The sequence below is a fragment of the Lysinibacillus sp. RC46 genome (assembly GCF_041262385.1).
In the GTDB taxonomy this organism is placed as follows: domain Bacteria; phylum Bacillota; class Bacilli; order Bacillales_A; family Planococcaceae; genus Lysinibacillus.
The window spans coordinates 72892-91979 of the sequence record NZ_JBGCCF010000014.1 but is presented as its reverse complement, the minus strand read 5'-3'; the positions used below and the strand labels follow the sequence as shown (position 1 = coordinate 91979).

Below are 19088 nucleotides of genomic sequence, written 5' to 3'. Positions count from 1 at the left end.
GGGCCAACGATGAAGACAATTTATATCAAAAGTTCAATTGATAAATCAAAGTTCACTGAATTAGAAGCTTGTGTTTTGGCCCTTGGTTTTTTTGATGGAGTTCACATCGGTCATCAAAGAATTCTTGAAACAGCAAAACAAATTGCTGTGCAAAAACAATGCGCCTTTGGTGTTATGACGTTTTATCCGCACCCAAAAGATATACTCTTTCCTCATATGGAGCCAATGACTTATTTAACTCCGCTTCCTTTGAAAGAAGATCGATTTGAAAAGCTGGGTGTTGAGAAATTATTTGTTGTTGAGTTTAGCCCTGAGTTTGCCCGTCTTTCTCCTAACGATTTTGTTGAACAATACATTATAGAACTTGGATGTATACATGTTGTAGCAGGCTTTGATTATCATTATGGCTATAAAGGACTCGGTAATATGAAAACGTTATCAGAGTATAATCCCGGAAGCTTGGAAGTAACGACTGTCTCAAAGATCCAACATTGTGATGAAAAAATTAGTTCAACAGCAATCCGAAAATTGCTTGATGAAGGTCATGTGCAAAAGATTCCTATGTACCTTGGCGATTTTTATGAAATTAATGGAGAAGTGAATCAAAGTTCTCTTTTTTACAAAAAACATCAGTTTCTTAAATTAATAGTAAAAAAGAGATACCGAATGCCTAAACCTGGTATTTACCATATTCAAGTTGAAATAGATGGTAAAAATTATGATGGAACCTGCCACCAAATATCTATAAATGAGCAACACTCTTCATTACTAATACAATTGAAAGATTGTTCTGTAAACCCATACAAGAAGCGGATTAAGGTAAGGTGGCTAGATTATAAATATGGCAAGCAAAATGAGTCATATGGAATGAATGAATACATGAAAAAAGATGAGCTAGTGATCTAATTAATAGTTGGATATAACAGAAAGGAGTAGAATATGAATTTAAAAGTGCAAGCAAGAAAGAAAAATTTATACATTGATGGTCAATGGCAAGAAGCCACTGAACATGCATCTCTAACATCTCCATACTCTGGAGATGTTATTGCATATATTCCTAAGGCTAATGAAAAAGAAGTGAATGAGGCGATTGAAGCTGCAGTTCGTGCAAAAACAGTAATGGCGAAAATGCCAGCTCACGAACGTGCAGCTATTTTGGAACGTTTGGTAGCTTTGTTTGAGAAGCGTTTAGATGAAGCTGCAGAAATTATCGCTTTAGAAGCAGCGAAACCAATTGCTACTGCAATCGATGAAGTGAAACGAACAATACAAACGTATAAGTTTGCAGCTGAAGAAGCAAAGCGAATTCATGGAGAAACGCTTCCATTGGATGCTGCACCAGGTGGAGAAAAACGAGTAGCATATACGGTGCGTGAACCTATTGGGGTTATTGGAGCGATTACTCCATTTAATTTCCCGATGAATTTAGTTGCCCATAAAGTAGGTCCTGCCATTGCCGCAGGAAATACAATTGTATTAAAACCGGCAAGTCAAACTCCACTATCTTCCTTCTTTTTAGCCGAGTTGTTACAGGAGGCTGGTTTACCTAATGGAGCTTTTAATGTTATTACTGGAAGCGGAAGAGTCGTGGGGGATAAAATCGTGACCGATGGTAGAATTGCAGCTATTACATTTACGGGAAGTCCAGCTGTTGGGATTGGTATTCGAAACAAAGCAGGACTGAAGCGCGTGACATTAGAACTGGGTTCAAATGCAGCCGTTATTATTGATAAAGGGATCGATATTGATTCAATTATTAATCGTTGTGTGAAGGGAGCCTTTTCTTTCCAAGGTCAAGTATGTATATCATTACAACGAATTTATATTCATGAAAGTTTGTACGAAACATTTGTACAAAAATTCGTTGAAGCAACTCAACAACTCAAAATTGGTGACCCTTTAGATCCAAGTACGGATGTTTCAGCGCTTATTTCAAAAGGAGATGTGGAACGTACTTTAGACTGGATTCATGAGGCGAAACAACATGGAGCAGAAGTAGCAACTGGGGGAATCGCAAAAGGGAATATTCTATTGCCAACGGTAATATTAAATGCAGAGTCTTCTTTAAAAGTTTCGTGTCAAGAAGTGTTTGCTCCAATTGTGATCATCAATAAAGTTCAAGCAGTAGAAGAAGCAATTGAGCAAGTAAATGATTCGCGATATGGTCTCCAAGCGGGAATATACACGGATAATGTTCATACAGCGTTAACTGCAGCTGAAAATCTTCATGTTGGAGGCGTAATGATTAATGACATTCCAACGTTTCGTGTAGATCACATGCCTTATGGGGGTGTGAAGGAAAGTGGAGTTGGAAGAGAAGGAATAAAATATGCTGTAGAGGAAATGACAGAGCTAAAACTAGTGGTTTTTAATAGAAATTAAAAATCGAAGAATTAGAAGCATTTAAGTACCCTATTAAATTATTAGGAAAGAGGTGCTATCAATTTGGAGCTAGTAAAAGAACAGAGTAGTGTGAAAAAAGACATCGAACAACAAGACAACAAACAAATAGATTACGACAAAATTTCCGCTTCGGAGGATTTTAAACAACTACTTTTATATAAGAAAAAGTTTATTATTCCATACACAATTTTTTATTTGGCTTATTCACTAGCTTTACCATTCCTAGCCTTGTTTACAAATCTATTAAACGTCCAAGTAATAGGAGACATTACGTTGGCGTGGATTTACGGTATTTCAATTATCTTTATGTCATTTGGGGTATGCAGTGTTTATGTAAAGAAGGCTGCTGAATTTGACGAAAAGGTAAAGCAAATCATAGTAAAAGAGGGGCTGTAGACATATGGGATGGGATATTATTCTTCTTTTTATACTCATGTCAATAGGGGTACTTTTCATTACGTACTATGCTTCAAAAAAAACAAAAACGGCAGGTTCTTTTTATACAGCTGGAGGTGGTCTGACTGCTAGGCAAAATGGTCTTGCTTTAGCTGGAGACTTTATGTCTGCATCTACCTTTTTAGGGTTAATTGGAGCCTTTTCTTTAACGGGATATGACGGATTTTTCCTCATGTACGGTGCCCTTGTTTCTTTTCTTGTCATTTTATTTTTAGTTGCAGAACCATTAAGGAATCTTGGGAAATATACGCTAGGTGATATGATTACTGCGCGATTTAAGTTTAAACAAGTACGAGGTGTAACTGCCTTCAATACAATAATCATCTCAGTTTTTTATATGCTCGCACAGCTTGTTGCTGCAGGAGCTTTATTCAAATTATTATTAGGTATTCCGTATAATATTTCAGTCCTTATTGTTGGTGTTGCTATGTTAGCTTTTGTTTTGTTTGGAGGAATGACCGCAACAAGCTGGGTTCAAATTATTAAAGCCGTTCTTTTAGTAGGTGGAACCTTTATTATGTTTGTCATGGTTATGTGGAAATTTAATTTTAATTTTATTGGCATTTTTACTGATATGAAAACAGCCACTCCTTTTGGAATTGATTTCTTAAATCCTGGTTTAAAATATAAAAACGGATGGGATGCAGCTTCTTTAACACTTGGGCTCATTCTTGGGACAGCGGGTCTACCCCATGTATTAGTTCGCTTTTTAACTGTACCTAATGCTCAGGTTGCCAGAAAGTCAGTTGTTTGGCTTATGTGGATTATGGGGCTATTCCATATTATGGTCATTTTCCTTGGGCTTGGAGCAGCAAAACTAGTTGGGACTTCGAATATTATAGAGGCTAACCCAGCAGGGAATATGGCAGCGCCATTATTAGCAAAGTTTATTGGCGGAGATTTTATGTTTGCTTTCATTTCTGCGGTTTCTTTTGCTACTATTCTCGCAGTTGTTGCTGGAATTGTAGTTACAGGAGCAACAGCATTTTCCCATGACTTTTATAACGAAATTTTAAAAGACGGGAAAGCAACCGAAAAACAGCAAATGTTTATGGTACGTCTTGCATCGATTGTCATCACTGCTAGTGCCGTTGCCTTATCACTATTTCTTCAAAATTTTAATGTTGCCTTTTTATCATCACTCGCTCTAACATTAGCAGCGAGTTCGAATTTACCAGTTATTTTATTAACTATTTTTTGGAGAAAATTCAACAAAACTGGAGCAATCTTTGGGATGCTTATAGGATTAATTAGCACGATTGGTCTGGTTATGTTAAGTCCAAATGTTTGGAATCCACAACCAGGTGTAGCCTTATTTACTGGTAATCCTATTTTCCCTCTTGCATCACCAGGAATTCTTTCAATACCGTTAGGTTTCTTAGGCTGCTATATTGGTACATATATAGGAGCCCGTAAGTCAAAAAATGTAGAGGATAATTTTTCAAAAATTATCGTTAAGTCAAATATAGGTAATGATGTTAAAGGTGTAGTTAATCATTAGTAATAGTTTTGCAAGGTCAATAATATTAAGTAATTATCAGAAGAATTTACGAGTTTATGAGAGGAGTGAATAGTTATGAGTAAGGCAATTATTAAATTTAGTGAAACCCTTCACACAAAAGAAGTGGAAGTAGATCCTCAAAGCAATACAATTATTCTCGGTGATAGAAATTTAACCGTAGAACAGTCCTCTTTGGAGGCGCCAATTTCGGGTACAGTATATGGGGCTTTATTAAATTATAGTGGCGAGATTAAGGCATTAGGTTCATCTTTAACAAAAGAACCTTATAAACAGCCTCCCAAAGCGCCTGTCTTATATATAAAACCGGTGAACACCATTACTGGATTTAAATCTTCAATTCCATTACCCGAGGATACATCTCATCTGCAAGTAGGTGCCTCATTAGGCATTGTCATAGGGAAAAATGCTACTCGTGTAACAGAAGAAAAAGCTTTAGATCATGTATTAGGATACACCATTGTAAATGATGTGAGTATTCCACATGAGAATTTTTATCGACCAGCTATTAAACAAAAAGCAAGAGATAACTTTTGCCCTGTAGGTCCATGGATTATTGAACGCGATGCAATCTCTGACCCTAATAAGTTGACGATTACTGTATTCGTTAACGATGAATTAAAACAAAAGAATACAACGGCCAATTTAATTCGTCCTGTATCGCAATTGATTTCTGAAATTTCGGAATTCATGACGCTGTATGAGGGAGATGTTTTACTGGTTGGGGTACCTGAAAATCCCCCGCTTGTGAAAGAGGGAGATCGAGTACGGATTGCAATCGATGGAATCGGTTATTTGGAAAATACAGTTAAATGAAAATCTCATTGTTTTGTAAAGGAGCGCGATTATTATGAAACATGCACGTGTAGTATTTCAGGATGTCATTCATCAAGCAATTGAAACAAATGATGGTCACCTGAAACTAGATAATGGACAAATTGTTTCTGAGGAGGAAGTGGTCTGGCTACCGCCTGTCCAACCTAGAACCATTTTTGCTTTAGGACTAAATTATGCAGATCATGCAAAGGAACTTGCTTTTCAAGCACCAACAGAACCTTTAGTTTTTCTAAAAGGTCCTAATACTTTGATTGGTCATCGAGGTCAGACTTACCGACCGGCTGAGGCTACCAATATGCATTATGAATGTGAACTTGCAGTTGTCATTGGTCGTTCCGGGACAAACATTAAACGAGAAGATGCTTATGATTATGTAGCAGGATATACCGTTGCAAATGACTATGCCATCCGTGATTATTTAGAAAACTATTATCGTCCAAATTTAAAAGTGAAGAATAGAGATACTTGTACACCAATCGGTCCATGGCTAGTCGATGCAAAAGATGTTGAAGATCCTATGAATCTTACATTGCGTACTTATGTAAATGGAAAAGTGACTCAGGAAGGCACAACGAAAGATATGATTTTTAGTATTCCGCAATTAATTGAGTATTTAAGTAGTTTTATGACATTAAATAAAAACGACATTATCCTTACTGGTACGCCTGAGGGCTTAGTTGATACAAAGGAAGGAGATGAAGTCATTACTGAAATTGAAGGAGTGGGACGACTAGTAAATACCATTATTAGCGAAAAACATTTCTTAAAAACTAAAAGTGATAACGCTATTTTTAGTCAGTGAAAGGGATGAAAACATGCCGCATTTTATTGTTGAGTATACCGATAACATAAAGAAAGAAACAGACATTCCGAATTTGCTTAAAAAAGTGAATGATGTTTTGATTAGCCGTAGTAATCTTTTTCCGACTGGAGGAATTCGATCAAGAGCAGTTGAACTTCAAGATTACCGAGTAGCAGATGGAGCAGAAGATGATGCATTTGTTCATGCTATATTAAAAATTGGGGCGGGAAGATCGGCTGAAAATAAGAAAGAAACTTGTGACGAATTATTCGAAGTAATGAAGGATCATTTTGCTGATCTATTTACTAGACGATACCTGGCATTATCTATGGAATTGATTGAATTCAGTGAGGAAGGTACTTACAAGTATAACAATATTCATACACGTTTTAAAAAGTAAGAAGGCGTGTAAGTCGTTCATTCCTATTCTTTTATTTTTTTGCTTCTCTTAGCAATTATCATCCTGATAAGTATAGTTCCGCTTTTTACAATAAAAAACAATTAATACCGCTTACAATTTAGATTACATCGCGTTAAGTATAGATTTTCATTTCAGGAAGGGGACTTTAAATGACAAAGAATCAGGCTTTAGATGTGAACTGCATTGAATGGGCAAGTAAAATAAACAAAAGTTATATTGGCGGTCAATGGGTAGAGGGTGGTAGTAAAAGAACTTATTCAATAAAGGATCCATATGATCAGTCAACTATTACATCTGTAGAATTAGCGAATGTAGAGCAAATAAAAGACGCATATCACAAAGCAAAAGTAGCTCAAAAGGAATGGGCTAAATCTACTCCAGAACAAAGAAGAGAGGTTTTAACGAAAGCATTAGACTATTTAGAGAAAAATAAAGAGCATATTTTGGAATTAATTACACGGGAAACAGGTGGAACACTACTTAAAGCTCATATTGAGTTTGGCTTTGGGGTTAGTGACATAAAAGATTCTATTAATATGGTTGATGAAATATACAGACCCCAAAATTATGCATCTACTACACCAGGAAAGGTTAGCCGTGTATATCGATTACCTTTAGGTGTAATTACGTCCATCACACCTTTTAACTTTCCATTTAACATGGCAACAAGAACAATTTTCCCGGCCATTGCTCTCGGGAACAGTGTTGTTCATAAACCAGATCTCCAAGTTGGAATAGTTGGTGGACAAGTTTTTGCAAAGGCTTTCGAAGAAGCAGGACTTCCTGCTGGAGTGTTTAATTCAATTTTAACCGATCTTCAAGAATCAGGAGATGAATTCCTGTTAAATAAGAATTCTTCGTTTATCAGTTTTACAGGATCAACTGCAGTAGGAAAACATATTAATAAGGTAACAGGCGGAACATTAAAACAAATGGCATTAGAACTTGGAGGCAATAATCCTTTGGTAGTTTTAGGAGATGCCGACGTTGAACAAGCTGTGAGAGCCGCCATCTTCGGGAAATTTTTGCATAGTGGCCAAATCTGTGCGATTACAAACCGAATTATTGTTCATAGAGATATTTATGATGAATTTGTTGCTAGATACGTAGAAAAAGTAAAGGGATTAACAGTAGGAGACCCCAAGGACCCTAACACAATTATTGGACCTGTTATAAATGAAAAACAAGCTGATAAAATCATGGATTTAGTTAATAAAGCAAAGGAAAGTGGATTAAAAGTTGCCGTAGAAGGTGACCGTACAGGGAATGTTATTTCTCCATTTGTATTTGTTGATGTACCTAATGATTCAAGTCTTGCATCTTGTGAAATCTTCGGTCCTGTTGCACAAATTATTCCGGCTGAAAGTGATGAAGAGGCCATTCGTTTTGCTAATGACACGGAATATGGACTATCCTCTGCCATTATAACTAGTGACTTAGAAAGAGGGGAAAGATTAGCCCTTGAGATCGAATCTGGTACAACACATATAAATGATATGCCTGCAGTGCTAGAAGGAAATGTTCCATTTGGTGGAGTGAAACAAAGTGGAATTGGGCGATTTGGATATGAATGGATTGTAGATGAGTTTACTGTTACGAAATGGGTATCCGTACAGACAAGTAAATTAGATTATCCGTTTTAGGATTGCAGCGAAGTTCAAATTACTTACAGCTCGATACTATTAAGAGGATATTAATAGATTTGAAGATATTTCTCAATAAAGCATTGAACCGTTGTTAGAAAAGCCTGTAACCTTGAGTGACAAGGGATACAGGCTTTTAACTTACTATGAATGGGAAAGCGCTCTTTATAGCTGTTTTAAAGTCTGCCCGCTATTCGTAACTCGTCTACTTTTTCGAAGAATTTACCATCTTCAGCAAATAAAAGGAACACTGAGGGGAGATAATTAATTATCTAAATTTTCCGAAAGTTTTATTGATTATTTTTCCTTTTTTTATTACACTTATTTTACGAACATTCGTAAACAACATTAGCAACTTTCAAATCGTTGATTTAGCTGTTATTCGATTAACCGAGGAAATTATCACATATTAAACATTGATTTGTAAGCGTTTACTAATTTGTATTAAAGGTGGTATAAAGTTGATTAATCCTTTAAATTCCAAAATAATTAGTTACTTGCCGTCTCAGCCTGACTTTGAATTTCAGACAGATTACTATACTGAACAAAAAGTTAGAATTAAACCAAATCAACCATCTATTCTGTTTTACCAATTTAAAATGGGAGGGGTCAGTAATCAAATTTCTGTTATCCCGGATGGATGTATCGATATTCTCATTAATTGTGATCAGCATTACGGTAATATTTGTGGAAGCGTTACTAAAAGTAGAGAGATTAACCTTCTCCCAAACAGTACATACTTTGGGTTTCGTTTTCTGCCATGTCTAGATATTAAGAAAATAAAATTCGGTATAAAAGACCTTACAGATAAAGAAGTTTCCTTAAATGAAATGTTTCCTGTAAATACGAATATTTTAGAAAGGGTAGTAACCTACGATAGTTTTACGGAGAGAGTCAATATATTCAATGAAATATTGGGAAGTCAAATTTTTGAGATTGATAAATCATCAAAACTAATAAAACAAGCATTATATAATATATACGCGACAAGAGGTAATATTACCATAGCTCAACTTGCAGAAGAAGTAGGATATTCAACTAGATATTTAAGAAAACAATTTGAAGATCATATTGGAATTTCCCCAAAATTATTTAGCCAAATAGTAAGATTTCAATCATCACTAAATATGCTTCTGAGGACAACCCACTCTACGTTAAATGATGTTATTTATGAGAATGGTTATTATGACCAAGCCCATTTGATTCATGAGTTTCGGAATTTTGGATGCATGACACCTTATCAATTAACTGGGCAAAAAAGTTGCCTGAAAACCAGCTAAATAATGTTTGTATAGCTCAAGCAATTACTTATTTAAGTAATTGCTTTTTTAAGTGCACCCGGCATGCGCATACTTGAAGAATCCTTGGGTGAAAATTTAGAATGTTCCGATTTTTACAATATCAAATTATCTTAATCTGATAATCTGTAATTAATATAAAGAATGCTTATTTTCCTACTACAGTTCTAAGGAAAAATGGGCAATCAACAAAATCAAAGAGGGGAGTCAGATGAATGACGAAATACTAACTGTTTATTAGTTGTAACTGGGTTGAGGCCGTGTTAGGCAGAACATTTTCGTTTATTAATCCCAGAACTGAAAAGTGAATTCCGTCTTATCCGAGGTCAGACCAGAAGATGTGGACCTCCAGTCAAAGCTACTAGGAAGGCTTTTGGCTGAAATGGTTCCATCGAAACATGGCCGTTTGCTATATAGAGCTGCGCTAAGAATGCGGGAGTATTTTGATTTTCTTGCGGAAGTAGAGTGAAAAGAAACTGCCTGCCTATCAAAGCAGATTTTGTGCAAGATTCAATCTAAGATGATTTTATGGAGCTATTTGTAAAGAAAGCACAGTCGATATGGGTAGGAAATCCTCTAGGTCCGACAATCCAGATGGGTTCTCAGGTTTCAGATAAGCAATTACATCAATAGGTAAATGCATACAGCTTCTTAAACCATGCAGCATTTTTTGAAGGGATGAAACAAAATGGTTTCGGACGTGAATTAGGAGTGCGGGCTATGGAAATGTCCAGTTAGGCAAGCGCCTGGGTTGACTTGAATGAAAAAGTTTTGAATTGGTATGGAGGGTAACGTTTTGTATAAATAACAAAATTATAATAACGCCAATGGGGGTAGGGATTATAGAAACACAAAAATCAATAGGGAACATTCAAATTTTATCAGATGGGCAAAGTCTAAAAAGAAGTTTAAAGATGCGAGATTTAGTTATTTTTGGTCTTGGCTTTATGGCACCAGTTGCAGCGATGTCAATGTTTGGAATTATCACATTGGTATCTCAGGGCCATTCTGTCCTCTCTTATGTTCTTGGTTTTGTTGCAATGTTATTTACGGCGTACAGTTTCGGTAAAATGGTTGAAGCTTACCCAGTTGCGGGTTCAACCTATACCTACGCCCATAAAGCGCTACACCCTAAAATAGGATTTATAGCAGGATGGGGAATGCTCCTTGATTATCTGTTGATACCCATGCTAACTTTTTTGATCAGTGCAAGTTTTGCAAACGCCCTTGTACCAAGCATTCCAGTTTGGGGTTGGGTTCTCATTTTCGCTATCCCAATCACGATTATAAATATAATTGGAATTGATATAGCGGCTAAGTTGAATTTAGTTTTAGTGCTCCTCATGATTATCGCGGTGATTGCCTTCGTTTTCAGCGCAAGTCACTATATTATAACGGGGGATTTAACTTTAATAAACTATAATGCAATTTATGATGGTGATTCATTTTCAATAGGAGCAGTTATTGGCGGGGCAGCTATTGTTATTGTCGCTTACCTAGGTTTTGATGCTATTACAACCTTGGCTGAAGAGACGAACGTAGGGGGGAATAAAATTGGTTTGGCCATTTTGTTTACCTGTATCATTCAAACAGTATTTTATGTTTCCGTAACTTATTTAGCAGTGATTCTTGTAGGGGACTATTTAACTATTGATAATCCCGACACAGCCTTCTTCAACGTTTTAGAGACGATAGGGGGCGGGTTCCTCCAGACTTATATTACACTTACGATTATCGCATCTGGAATTGCAAGCGCCTTAGCGAGCCAAGCAGCTTCAAGTCGTCTGCTCTTGGGGATGGGACGTGACAATGTCATCCCTCAAAAATTTTTTAGCTATATCCATCCAAAGTATAAAACACCAATTAATAATATTTTATTAATGTCAATAATCGGAATGATTGGTGCAATATCTTTGAATCTGCAAATTGTATCAGACTTAGTTGCATTTGGTGGATTATTAGGATTTGCTTTCGTGAATATTTGTGTAATTAAACACTACTATTTAAAAAATAAGCAAAAAAATATCGTTAAATATTTGATTATTCCATTAATTGGAACGTTGGTTTGTCTTTATATCTTGTGGGGGCTTTCAACAGCTGGAAAAATAGTTGGATTTACCTGGATGGGAATTGGTGTGTGTTATTTAGCGATTCGATCCCTGTATTCAAAAGAATCCAAGAAACTCTTAACAGATATAGAAGGGCAGAATGTTAGTTAAATGCGCTAACGAATGTGACAATCCCATATGGTGTGAAAATTGCAAATCAAGGATTTAGACAAGCTGCTCTGGCATTAGCTAAAGGAATTAACGTTATTGGAGGATTTGTGACATATAAAGCTGTAGCCGAAGCTCATGGCTATTTATATACCCTTATTGAGAGCCTGATAGAGTGTGAAAGGGTAATTTCATAAATCGAAAATTAATTATTAAATAGCTAGGAATGCTTAATTATATTTGTCTATTAAAGGAGGAATAAAATATGCAATACGTTGCAAAGCGAAATAACCTAAGCAAATTGGAATTATCAGAACTGGATAAAAAACATTATTTGCATCCAACGACACCACCAAGAGCTCATTATTTATCAGGGCCTTCAACAATCTTTACAGAAGGCAAAGGAATTTATCTGAAAGACATAGAGGGGAAAGAGCGTATTGATGGGGTTTCGATGCTTTGGAATGTAAACCTTGGCTATGGGAATGAAGAGCTTGCTGAGGTAGCAAAACAGCAGATGTTAAAACTTTCTTACAGCTCTTCATTCAGCGGACAATCCAATGAGCCCGCTATCCTTTTAGCACAGAAAGTGGCTTCATTAGCACCTGGTGATTTGAATGTTTGCTTCTTCACATCGGGAGGCTCGGAATCTAATGATACTGCGTTTAAACTAGCCCGTTTTTATTGGAAAGTAAAAGGTCAGCCAGAGAAAACTAAAATTATTTCTCTTGAACAATCATTCCATGGAGTTACAGTAGGAGCCACAAGTGCTACCGGAATCGAGGGATTCAACAAATTTACGACTTCCAATGCTCCGAACTTCCTTACAGCTGCAGCACATGTTTTGAATGCAGAACTTGGTGACAAAAGTGATCCAAATTACTCGCGTTCTATTCGTGGAATGATTGAATCAGAAGGATCCGACACCATAGCTGCTGTCATTCTGGAGCCAATCCAAGGCGCAGGCGGGGTAAGATTTCCTCCTGACGGATACCTTCAAGCTGTTCGCAAACTTTGCGACGAACACAACATTTTGCTTATTGCAGATGAGGTGATTTGTGGGTTTGGAAGAACCGGAAAGACCTTTGGTGTTGATAATTGGAACATTGTTCCGGACCTTCTATGTGTTGCAAAAGGAATCTCAAGTGGCTACGCTCACTTGGGTGCCGTAATTATGAGAGAGCATGTAAGAGAAGCATTTATTCAATCAGATGAAATGATGTTCCATGGATTCACATATAGTGGACATCCAATGGCTTGTGCGGTTGGCTTGAAGACACTTGAGATATTAGAAAGAGATCAAATTGTTGAGAATAGTAGACTTCGTGGTGAAGAATTATTAAAAGGACTTAAGTATCTCGAAAGCAATCATAAACATATAACGAATGTAAGAGGTCTCGGTCTACTTGCCGGTATTGAGCTAGTTAAAGATCCTGAAAAAGGCATCCCATTTGATCCGTCGGTACATGCCGCAGCTCTGTATACAGATATATGCATGGACTTAGGGCTGCAATTGCGTTACTTCGATTGGAAGGGAACAAATACGGTTGCTCTTGCTCCACCTCTTATTATTACAAGCCAACAGGTTGAAGAGATTATTTACAGAATGTCTGAGGCTCTTAAAAGGTTCGAAAAACAGATTTAATTCAAGCTAGCAAAATCTATTAAGATTATTGATAGTAAATTACTATCGTTATTCAATTATAGGACGCTTTTCCTAAGTATAGGAAGTGTCCTTTTTCATATATTTTAATGATTTACATGATTCAGTAATTTATTATTACCCATGATCCGATCCTTGAATATCCTCGTATGAGAAAGACCCTCCACGAACAGAATCGATTCTAGATTAATGTAATTCGACAGCCGAACGCCAGCAATGGTCATGTAAACATCGTATGTTAATGCAATAGATGATAAAAAGTAACTGCACAATATGAGGGAAGAAACGATTAAAGGGTCACTAGGCAAGAAGCGACCCTTTAAAGAGGTGAGAAAGACTGATAGTTTTGTATTGATATGCTAACAGTTTTCATTATTTAAGAAAGTAGCGCCGATAATAATTAGAAGAATGAATAGAACAACAATCAGCGTAAATGATGAACCGTGGCCACGGCTATAGCCACCATAACAGCCACAATTAAAATTACCTGCGTTTCCATAGTATCCCATAAAAAAATCCTCCTTCCTACAATATATAATATGTAGGCTGTTGAGAAGGAGTGGGGTATTCATCCATTCAACAATAGGCATTAAAAATTAATCAAGTTAGTAATATTTTTGTGGGATAAGACAATAAAAAAGGTCACTTAGGATTGAACTGACTACTCCCACAGCTAAAGCAGTGGGGTTCTTATGTACTTAAGAGAAGCGTTACAAAGCTCTCCACAGATGGTGGTAGAACGGTATTTCCACTAAAAAAATCCTTCGTGACGCTGTTTTTCGTAAATAAATGAAGACCCCTTTTTTCTATTTTTCAATAATTGTTTGCACCGAATTTTACTTGCACATTTGCATCCTCGCATTCTTTTTTAACCAGATAAATAATCTCATTTGCTCGAGATTTTGATAATTTATTTGCCACCACTGTTACGGAAATGTTTTCTCCTTCTATTCTTACTAAAGCATCGGGAAAGCCTAATGATTTAATTTGCATCTCAAGTATTGCCTCTGTAGATTCTTCCTTATTGAGAGTATCGATTTCCATAGACGCTGTATTTTGATCCTCAACAAAATACTCATTTGACGTTATTTTTTGCGTTAACTTTTGGCGAAGTTGATTTCTTTCGTTATTAACTTGTAGGCGTGTTTCTTCAAATAAAGGGCTAGAAGAAGATACTTCCTTCGTAACAGTCTGTATTGCAGCTTTTTGATCTGCATCTACAGACAAGATAATATCCTCTTTGGATTGTTTTGGTGAATCCAACAAATAAAACACTGAAATAACCGCTACTAGAGTTAATAATGCAAGTAACCAAGACGATTTACTTTGTAGGTGCATTCACTGTCCCTCCCTCAATAAATTTGGTTAAACACCACTAAGCATCTTTTCAATGTATGTTTTATGAGAAATTTATTTATAAATATGCTGACAGTTAAACGAAAACAACTCATTTTGTCTATCCGATTTGTCGAAGCCGCTTTAAATTATCAAAATTAAGTTTCGTCTTCGCATTTAAAATAGGTGTCATGAACGAGTGTATTGCGTGTTTGGCTACAGGGGAAGAATACTAACAACTAATAAAAGGGTACTAGAATAATTTTTTGATTCAGTACCCTTTTGTTGATTATTTTTTTCATCAAACTATAAGAATAATAAGCCAAATAAAGAAAGGAGTAGAGAAATTCCGAGGATTGTCCCAACAACTTTCATATGTCTTTTTCGCCCCATTACAACAATTGCAACATATTCACGAACCATTGCGTTGGGCCAATAATAAAATGCTGTTTTTGAACCGATACCTTGGCTATTCAGACCAGCTTGTCTAGCGTATAGACCGGCACGGAAAAGATGGAAATTATTTGTTGTAAAGATGCTGTTGTATTTACCATCTGGTTTTAACGTATCCATAACTTGTTTCGAAAATAACATATTTTGATAGGTGTTTACAGAACGATTTTCTTGCATAGTATGCTCAAGAGGAATGCCTTTTTCAACAGCGTATTTCTGCATCGCTTCCGCTTCAGGCAGATTTTCATCGGGACCTTGTCCTCCAGAGAAAATAATTGATGGTGGTGTGGTAACCGTTGCTTGTTTCTGATAAAAATCAATAGCTTTATTAATTCTACTGGCAAGAAGTGGTGGTACTTTATCGTTAATTAAACCACTGCCTAGTACGATGATAAAATCTTGGTTATACTTTGGTTTATTAAACTGATAGAGGAAATATGCAGATAGAAAGTTTGATAAATGAATCAAGAAATAAAACATTATAAGCGATATTCCACCAAACATAGGTTGAAATATATTAGATAACAAACTGGATGGACTAATAATAGGCATGACAATAAATAATAAAATAATAATAGCTACAATTAAAGTTAAGGAATTTGCTAAGCGTCTTCCTTCTCTTTTCATTAAAATTCTTGCGTTAAGAAATAGACCGAACATTAAAGTTACAATTCCAAAAGGTATAATAAAGAAAAGTGCTATTAAAGGAATAATAACTAAAAGCTTTATAGTATTGTTTTCAGATGCTAATGAAATAATCGTACAAAATAAAAGAAATGAACAGAAAAAAATATTAAATAAAAAGCCATTTACAATCTTTCTGGGATCTTTCAAGTAAGAATACAAAAAAATAAAAAATAGGATAAGCGGAATAATCCCAAAATACATAAAAACCCTACACCTCGCCTATATAGTATTGATCGTATTATTTTTAAACTCCTATATATTAGCATAGATTTTTGAAATTACATCCTTTTTACGTAATCCTTACATAAACCTTAAAAAATATTGTTAATTGCACATACAAATTAGAAGAAATATATATTCTTGCAAGTCTAGTGATGATTCTTCTAAACTTAGAATAGGGAGAAATAATTTACATATTTAAGGGGGGACTATATTGATAATTATGGAGACAGAAAGGTTAGAATTACGAGAATTTAATGATGAAGATATTTCTATACTTTACTCAATTTTTTCAGATGCTGAAACAATGAAATATTATCCATCACCATTTAATTTCGAACAAACAAAAAACTGGGTTGAGAAAAATAAACAAAGATATCGAGAAGATGGTTATGGTTTATGGGCTGTATGTTTAAAAGAGTCGAATGAATTAATTGGAGATTGTGGACTCGTTAAACAAATAGTTGATGGAAAAACTGAAGTGGAAGTAGGCTACCATATTCATAAAAAACATTGGTCTAAAGGATATGCAACTGAAGCGGCTAAAGGTTGTGTAGAGTATGGATTTTTACAGTTAGGACAAGAAAAATTAATAAGTATTATTGATCCTAAAAATGAACCATTAATTCGTGTGGCTGAAAAAAATGGTTTTACGATGGAGAAGGAGTTGTTTATTTTTAATAAAATTCATCATATATATTCAGTACAAAATTATTAGAATACTAATTGGTAATTAATATTTAGTATAAAAGAATAAGTTGTAATTGTAAGACATAATGAGGATTAAGTGATTACAATTACAACTTTTTTTAGATGGAAGTTCCTTATTTCTGTCTCTATTCCTTATTCATTTTCGTTTAGTAGCTTTAATATCCGTTTCAAATTGACAGCGAATATCGTTGTAGCACCTTGAATTTCCATGCCAAATAGACCCGCTGTCGATGCCGTATCGTACCCGTGTCCGTTTATTAATTCACTATTCTTCGCTTCTACTTTGTAGCGATTTGCGGCTAATTGCTTAAAAGCTTCCGTATTTTGAAATGCCTCTTGTTCGGCATGTGTATCTGACTTAATTGTGACAGAATACGTTTTACTTTTTGCGCCTTCTTTATAACAGCCCTCTCTCATTGAACATACTTTGCATTTTTCAATATCAAAATAATATGTCTGACTTTGACTCTTACTCGTTCTTTTTTACCCGTACATGCTTTTCTTGTCGCGAGATGGCCGGCCTTACAAACAAACATTCCAGCATCTTTATTAAACTCAAACTTGTCTTCTTCTTTTCGTGGTCCTTGTGTAAGAATAGGATTCAACTTTGCCACAAGGGCGATTTTCTCTTCTTTAGCATATTCGATATTTGCCTTTTCAGAGTAAGCTGCGTCTCCAATAACTGTAATAATTTTCATACCTGCTAGTGTGCTTTTTTCAATTAATTCTTGAAGATATTTCCCATCGCTTTTTTCATCTGTTGTAATGACAGCCGGTATTTGTGCAATTTGTGGTTACTTTTCAATGACTGAAATGACTCCCTTACAGTAAGCTAATTCATCCTTTACAAGGAAAGCGTGACTAAAATAATAGTATGATACATTGCGTTGTTTGGAGAAGCATCGCTCGACTCCTGCGGGAAAGCGAGACAGACGAGACCCCGCACGAAGCGAAGCGTAGGAGGAGGCTCGGCGCTCGCCCGCGGAAAGCGAGCGGAATGCTTCGGAAAACAACAGTAGAGTCACAGTGCCAAATGAAAAAAGCGAGGTATTCAACGATTTAATCGTTGAATACCTCGCAATGTGAGAAGATATGGACTTTTTCAGTGCCCTCGCATTTGCAAATCATTCATTTATTTTTTCATTCTCCGGTTCTAAGTGAATAAGAATATTGGCTTGATGAAATAGGGTATTAATCTTTTCTTCAATACGATCACATAAATTATGAACGGTTTCAATGCTTTCATTTGATGCTACGACTAAATGGAAATCGATGTATTCTTCCGCACCAGAACGTCTAGTTCGAAAATCGTGATACTCAATGTATTCATCTTTAAATGATTCAATAATTTGAATAATTTGTTCTTCCTCTTCCTTTGATAATCGGGCATCCATTAATGGAGGAAATGTTTCTTTCATTAGTTTGAAAGCTTCCATCATAATATAACATGCTAATATTATTCCGATGATTGGATCTAAAATGTACCAACCAGTTAAATGGACAATCAGTAAACTCAAGGCAACACCTAATGATGTATAGACATCTGTAAGTAGGTGTAGTGCATTTGATTTCATGGCAACGGAGTTGGTATTCTTTGCAGTCCTATAAACAATCCTTGAAACAAAAAAATTAATTAAGGCGCCTAATAACATGACCAGTATTCCTAGAACTGGGAGTTTGATTGGTGTAGGAGTGATAATTTTATGAATACATTCATAAATAATCCAAATTCCAGCAACAAAAATTAAAAGTGTTTCAATTGTCCCTGATATATTTTCAACCTTTCCATGTCCGTAGGGGTGCTCTTTATCCGCTGGTTTACTGGAAATTCGTACGGAGAGAAAGGCAATAAAAGAGGCGAGTAAGTCTAGAAGTGAATGGATTGCCTCCGATAAAATTGCAACTGATCCTGTGAACAATCCAACGATAATTTTTAATATGACCACAGTAGAATTACTTAAAACTGATAAAAATGCAATTTTTGATGAATTCACCTGAAATCACCTCCTGATAAATATAAACCTATGATACCAAGTAAACTTTGAGTGGGTCTATAGCAACGTTTTTTCCTAACTCCGATTAAATAACTAGTGTGAAAAAAAGTTGTATAAAGGAAAAAGACATAACCATCTTTTTTTATAAAAATCGTACAACCAAATGAGTGCACTAGCTAAGGTGTTTGGGTTAAAATCGTATGCTAATAAAGTGAGAGAAGAATAATGACTATATTATGTGTAGATGCGATAAGTTTACTTAAGAAATTAAAGTGGTTTAATTCCTAGGATTAAATATCAATATAGATTTTCAATTGTTCGCTTTTTTGTCGTGAAATCCAGATTATAGATAATAAAAAAGAAAAGGAATTGCTATCCATTTTCTACCTTCGATATAATAAAATAGTGGTACCAAATTGGGTTAGTAAAGA

General features: G+C 35.6%; 16 protein-coding genes and 2 pseudogenes. 13 read left to right on the top strand and 5 right to left on the bottom strand.

Going from position 1 to position 19088, the window contains the following annotated elements:
* Positions 1-9: 9 nt before the first annotated feature.
* The 12 genes and pseudogenes from ABH966_RS14345 (at position 10) to ABH966_RS14290 (ending at position 13240) form a co-directional block, all read left to right on the top strand.
* Positions 10-906, top strand: coding sequence for a cytidyltransferase (locus tag ABH966_RS14345; RefSeq protein ID WP_370079492.1), 897 nt, complete (start codon positions 10-12; stop codon positions 904-906).
* A 33-nt stretch (positions 907-939) separates the two neighbouring features.
* Positions 940-2382: an aldehyde dehydrogenase family protein gene (locus tag ABH966_RS14340; protein ID WP_370079491.1), complete on the top strand. Its 1443-nt coding sequence runs from the start codon at positions 940-942 to the stop codon at positions 2380-2382.
* A 63-nt stretch (positions 2383-2445) separates the two neighbouring features.
* Entirely contained in the window at positions 2446-2799 is a 354-nt protein-coding gene (locus ABH966_RS14335) for a DUF485 domain-containing protein (RefSeq protein WP_370079490.1), read from the top strand.
* Between the two features lie 4 nt (positions 2800-2803).
* Complete coding sequence (locus ABH966_RS14330) at positions 2804-4360, top strand: solute symporter family protein (RefSeq protein ID WP_370079489.1); 1557 nt, start codon at positions 2804-2806, stop codon at positions 4358-4360.
* Between the two features lie 75 nt (positions 4361-4435).
* Positions 4436-5194 (top strand): fumarylacetoacetate hydrolase family protein, encoded by a 759-nt coding sequence (locus ABH966_RS14325; protein WP_370079488.1) that lies wholly within the window; start codon positions 4436-4438, stop codon positions 5192-5194.
* A gap of 34 nt (positions 5195-5228) precedes the next feature.
* The gene (locus ABH966_RS14320; RefSeq protein ID WP_370079487.1) at positions 5229-6017 is read left to right on the top strand and encodes a fumarylacetoacetate hydrolase family protein; all 789 of its coding nucleotides are present in this window, start codon (positions 5229-5231) and stop codon (positions 6015-6017) included.
* A gap of 13 nt (positions 6018-6030) precedes the next feature.
* Positions 6031-6417 (top strand): 5-carboxymethyl-2-hydroxymuconate Delta-isomerase, encoded by a 387-nt coding sequence (locus tag ABH966_RS14315; RefSeq protein ID WP_370079486.1) that lies wholly within the window; start codon positions 6031-6033, stop codon positions 6415-6417.
* Positions 6418-6587: 170 nt separating this feature from the next.
* Positions 6588-8081, top strand: coding sequence for an aldehyde dehydrogenase family protein (locus tag ABH966_RS14310; protein WP_370079485.1), 1494 nt, complete (start codon positions 6588-6590; stop codon positions 8079-8081).
* Between the two features lie 461 nt (positions 8082-8542).
* On the top strand, positions 8543-9361 hold the full coding sequence (locus ABH966_RS14305) for a helix-turn-helix domain-containing protein (protein ID WP_370079484.1): 819 nt from the start codon (positions 8543-8545) through the stop codon (positions 9359-9361).
* A gap of 845 nt (positions 9362-10206) precedes the next feature.
* On the top strand, positions 10207-11598 hold the full coding sequence (locus tag ABH966_RS14300) for an APC family permease (RefSeq protein WP_370079483.1): 1392 nt from the start codon (positions 10207-10209) through the stop codon (positions 11596-11598).
* 2 nt (positions 11599-11600) lie between these two features.
* Positions 11601-11792: pseudogene (locus ABH966_RS14295) on the top strand (alanine dehydrogenase); the annotation flags it as partial.
* A gap of 68 nt (positions 11793-11860) precedes the next feature.
* A complete protein-coding gene (locus ABH966_RS14290) occupies positions 11861-13240 on the top strand; it encodes an aminotransferase family protein (protein ID WP_370079482.1) in 1380 nt (459 codons plus the stop codon).
* Positions 13241-13617: 377 nt separating this feature from the next.
* Here the strand turns inward: ABH966_RS14290 and ABH966_RS14285 are convergent, their stop codons facing one another.
* The 3 genes from ABH966_RS14285 to ABH966_RS14275 all read right to left on the bottom strand — a co-directional run bounded on the left by ABH966_RS14285 (position 13618) and on the right by ABH966_RS14275 (position 15934).
* Positions 13618-13767, bottom strand: a complete 150-nt coding sequence (locus ABH966_RS14285; RefSeq protein ID WP_370079481.1) for a YjcZ family sporulation protein — start codon at positions 13765-13767, stop codon at positions 13618-13620.
* A gap of 304 nt (positions 13768-14071) precedes the next feature.
* Positions 14072-14596 carry a SpoIIIAH-like family protein gene (locus tag ABH966_RS14280; protein ID WP_370079480.1) on the bottom strand — a complete coding sequence of 175 codons (525 nt, stop codon included), beginning with the start codon at positions 14594-14596 and terminating at the stop codon, positions 14072-14074.
* Between the two features lie 303 nt (positions 14597-14899).
* Positions 14900-15934, bottom strand: a complete 1035-nt coding sequence (locus ABH966_RS14275; protein WP_370079479.1) for an ElyC/SanA/YdcF family protein — start codon at positions 15932-15934, stop codon at positions 14900-14902.
* Between the two features lie 241 nt (positions 15935-16175).
* Here ABH966_RS14275 and ABH966_RS14270 point away from each other — a divergent pair, with 241 nt between their 5' ends.
* Entirely contained in the window at positions 16176-16670 is a 495-nt protein-coding gene (locus ABH966_RS14270; protein ID WP_370079525.1) for a GNAT family N-acetyltransferase, read from the top strand.
* 125 nt (positions 16671-16795) lie between these two features.
* Here the strand turns inward: ABH966_RS14270 and ABH966_RS14265 are convergent.
* Positions 16796-17436, bottom strand: a pseudogene (locus ABH966_RS14265) (transposase); the annotation flags it as partial.
* Between the two features lie 351 nt (positions 17437-17787).
* Positions 17788-18657, bottom strand: coding sequence for a cation diffusion facilitator family transporter (locus ABH966_RS14260; protein ID WP_370079478.1), 870 nt, complete (start codon positions 18655-18657; stop codon positions 17788-17790).
* Positions 18658-19088: the final 431 nt, after the last annotated feature.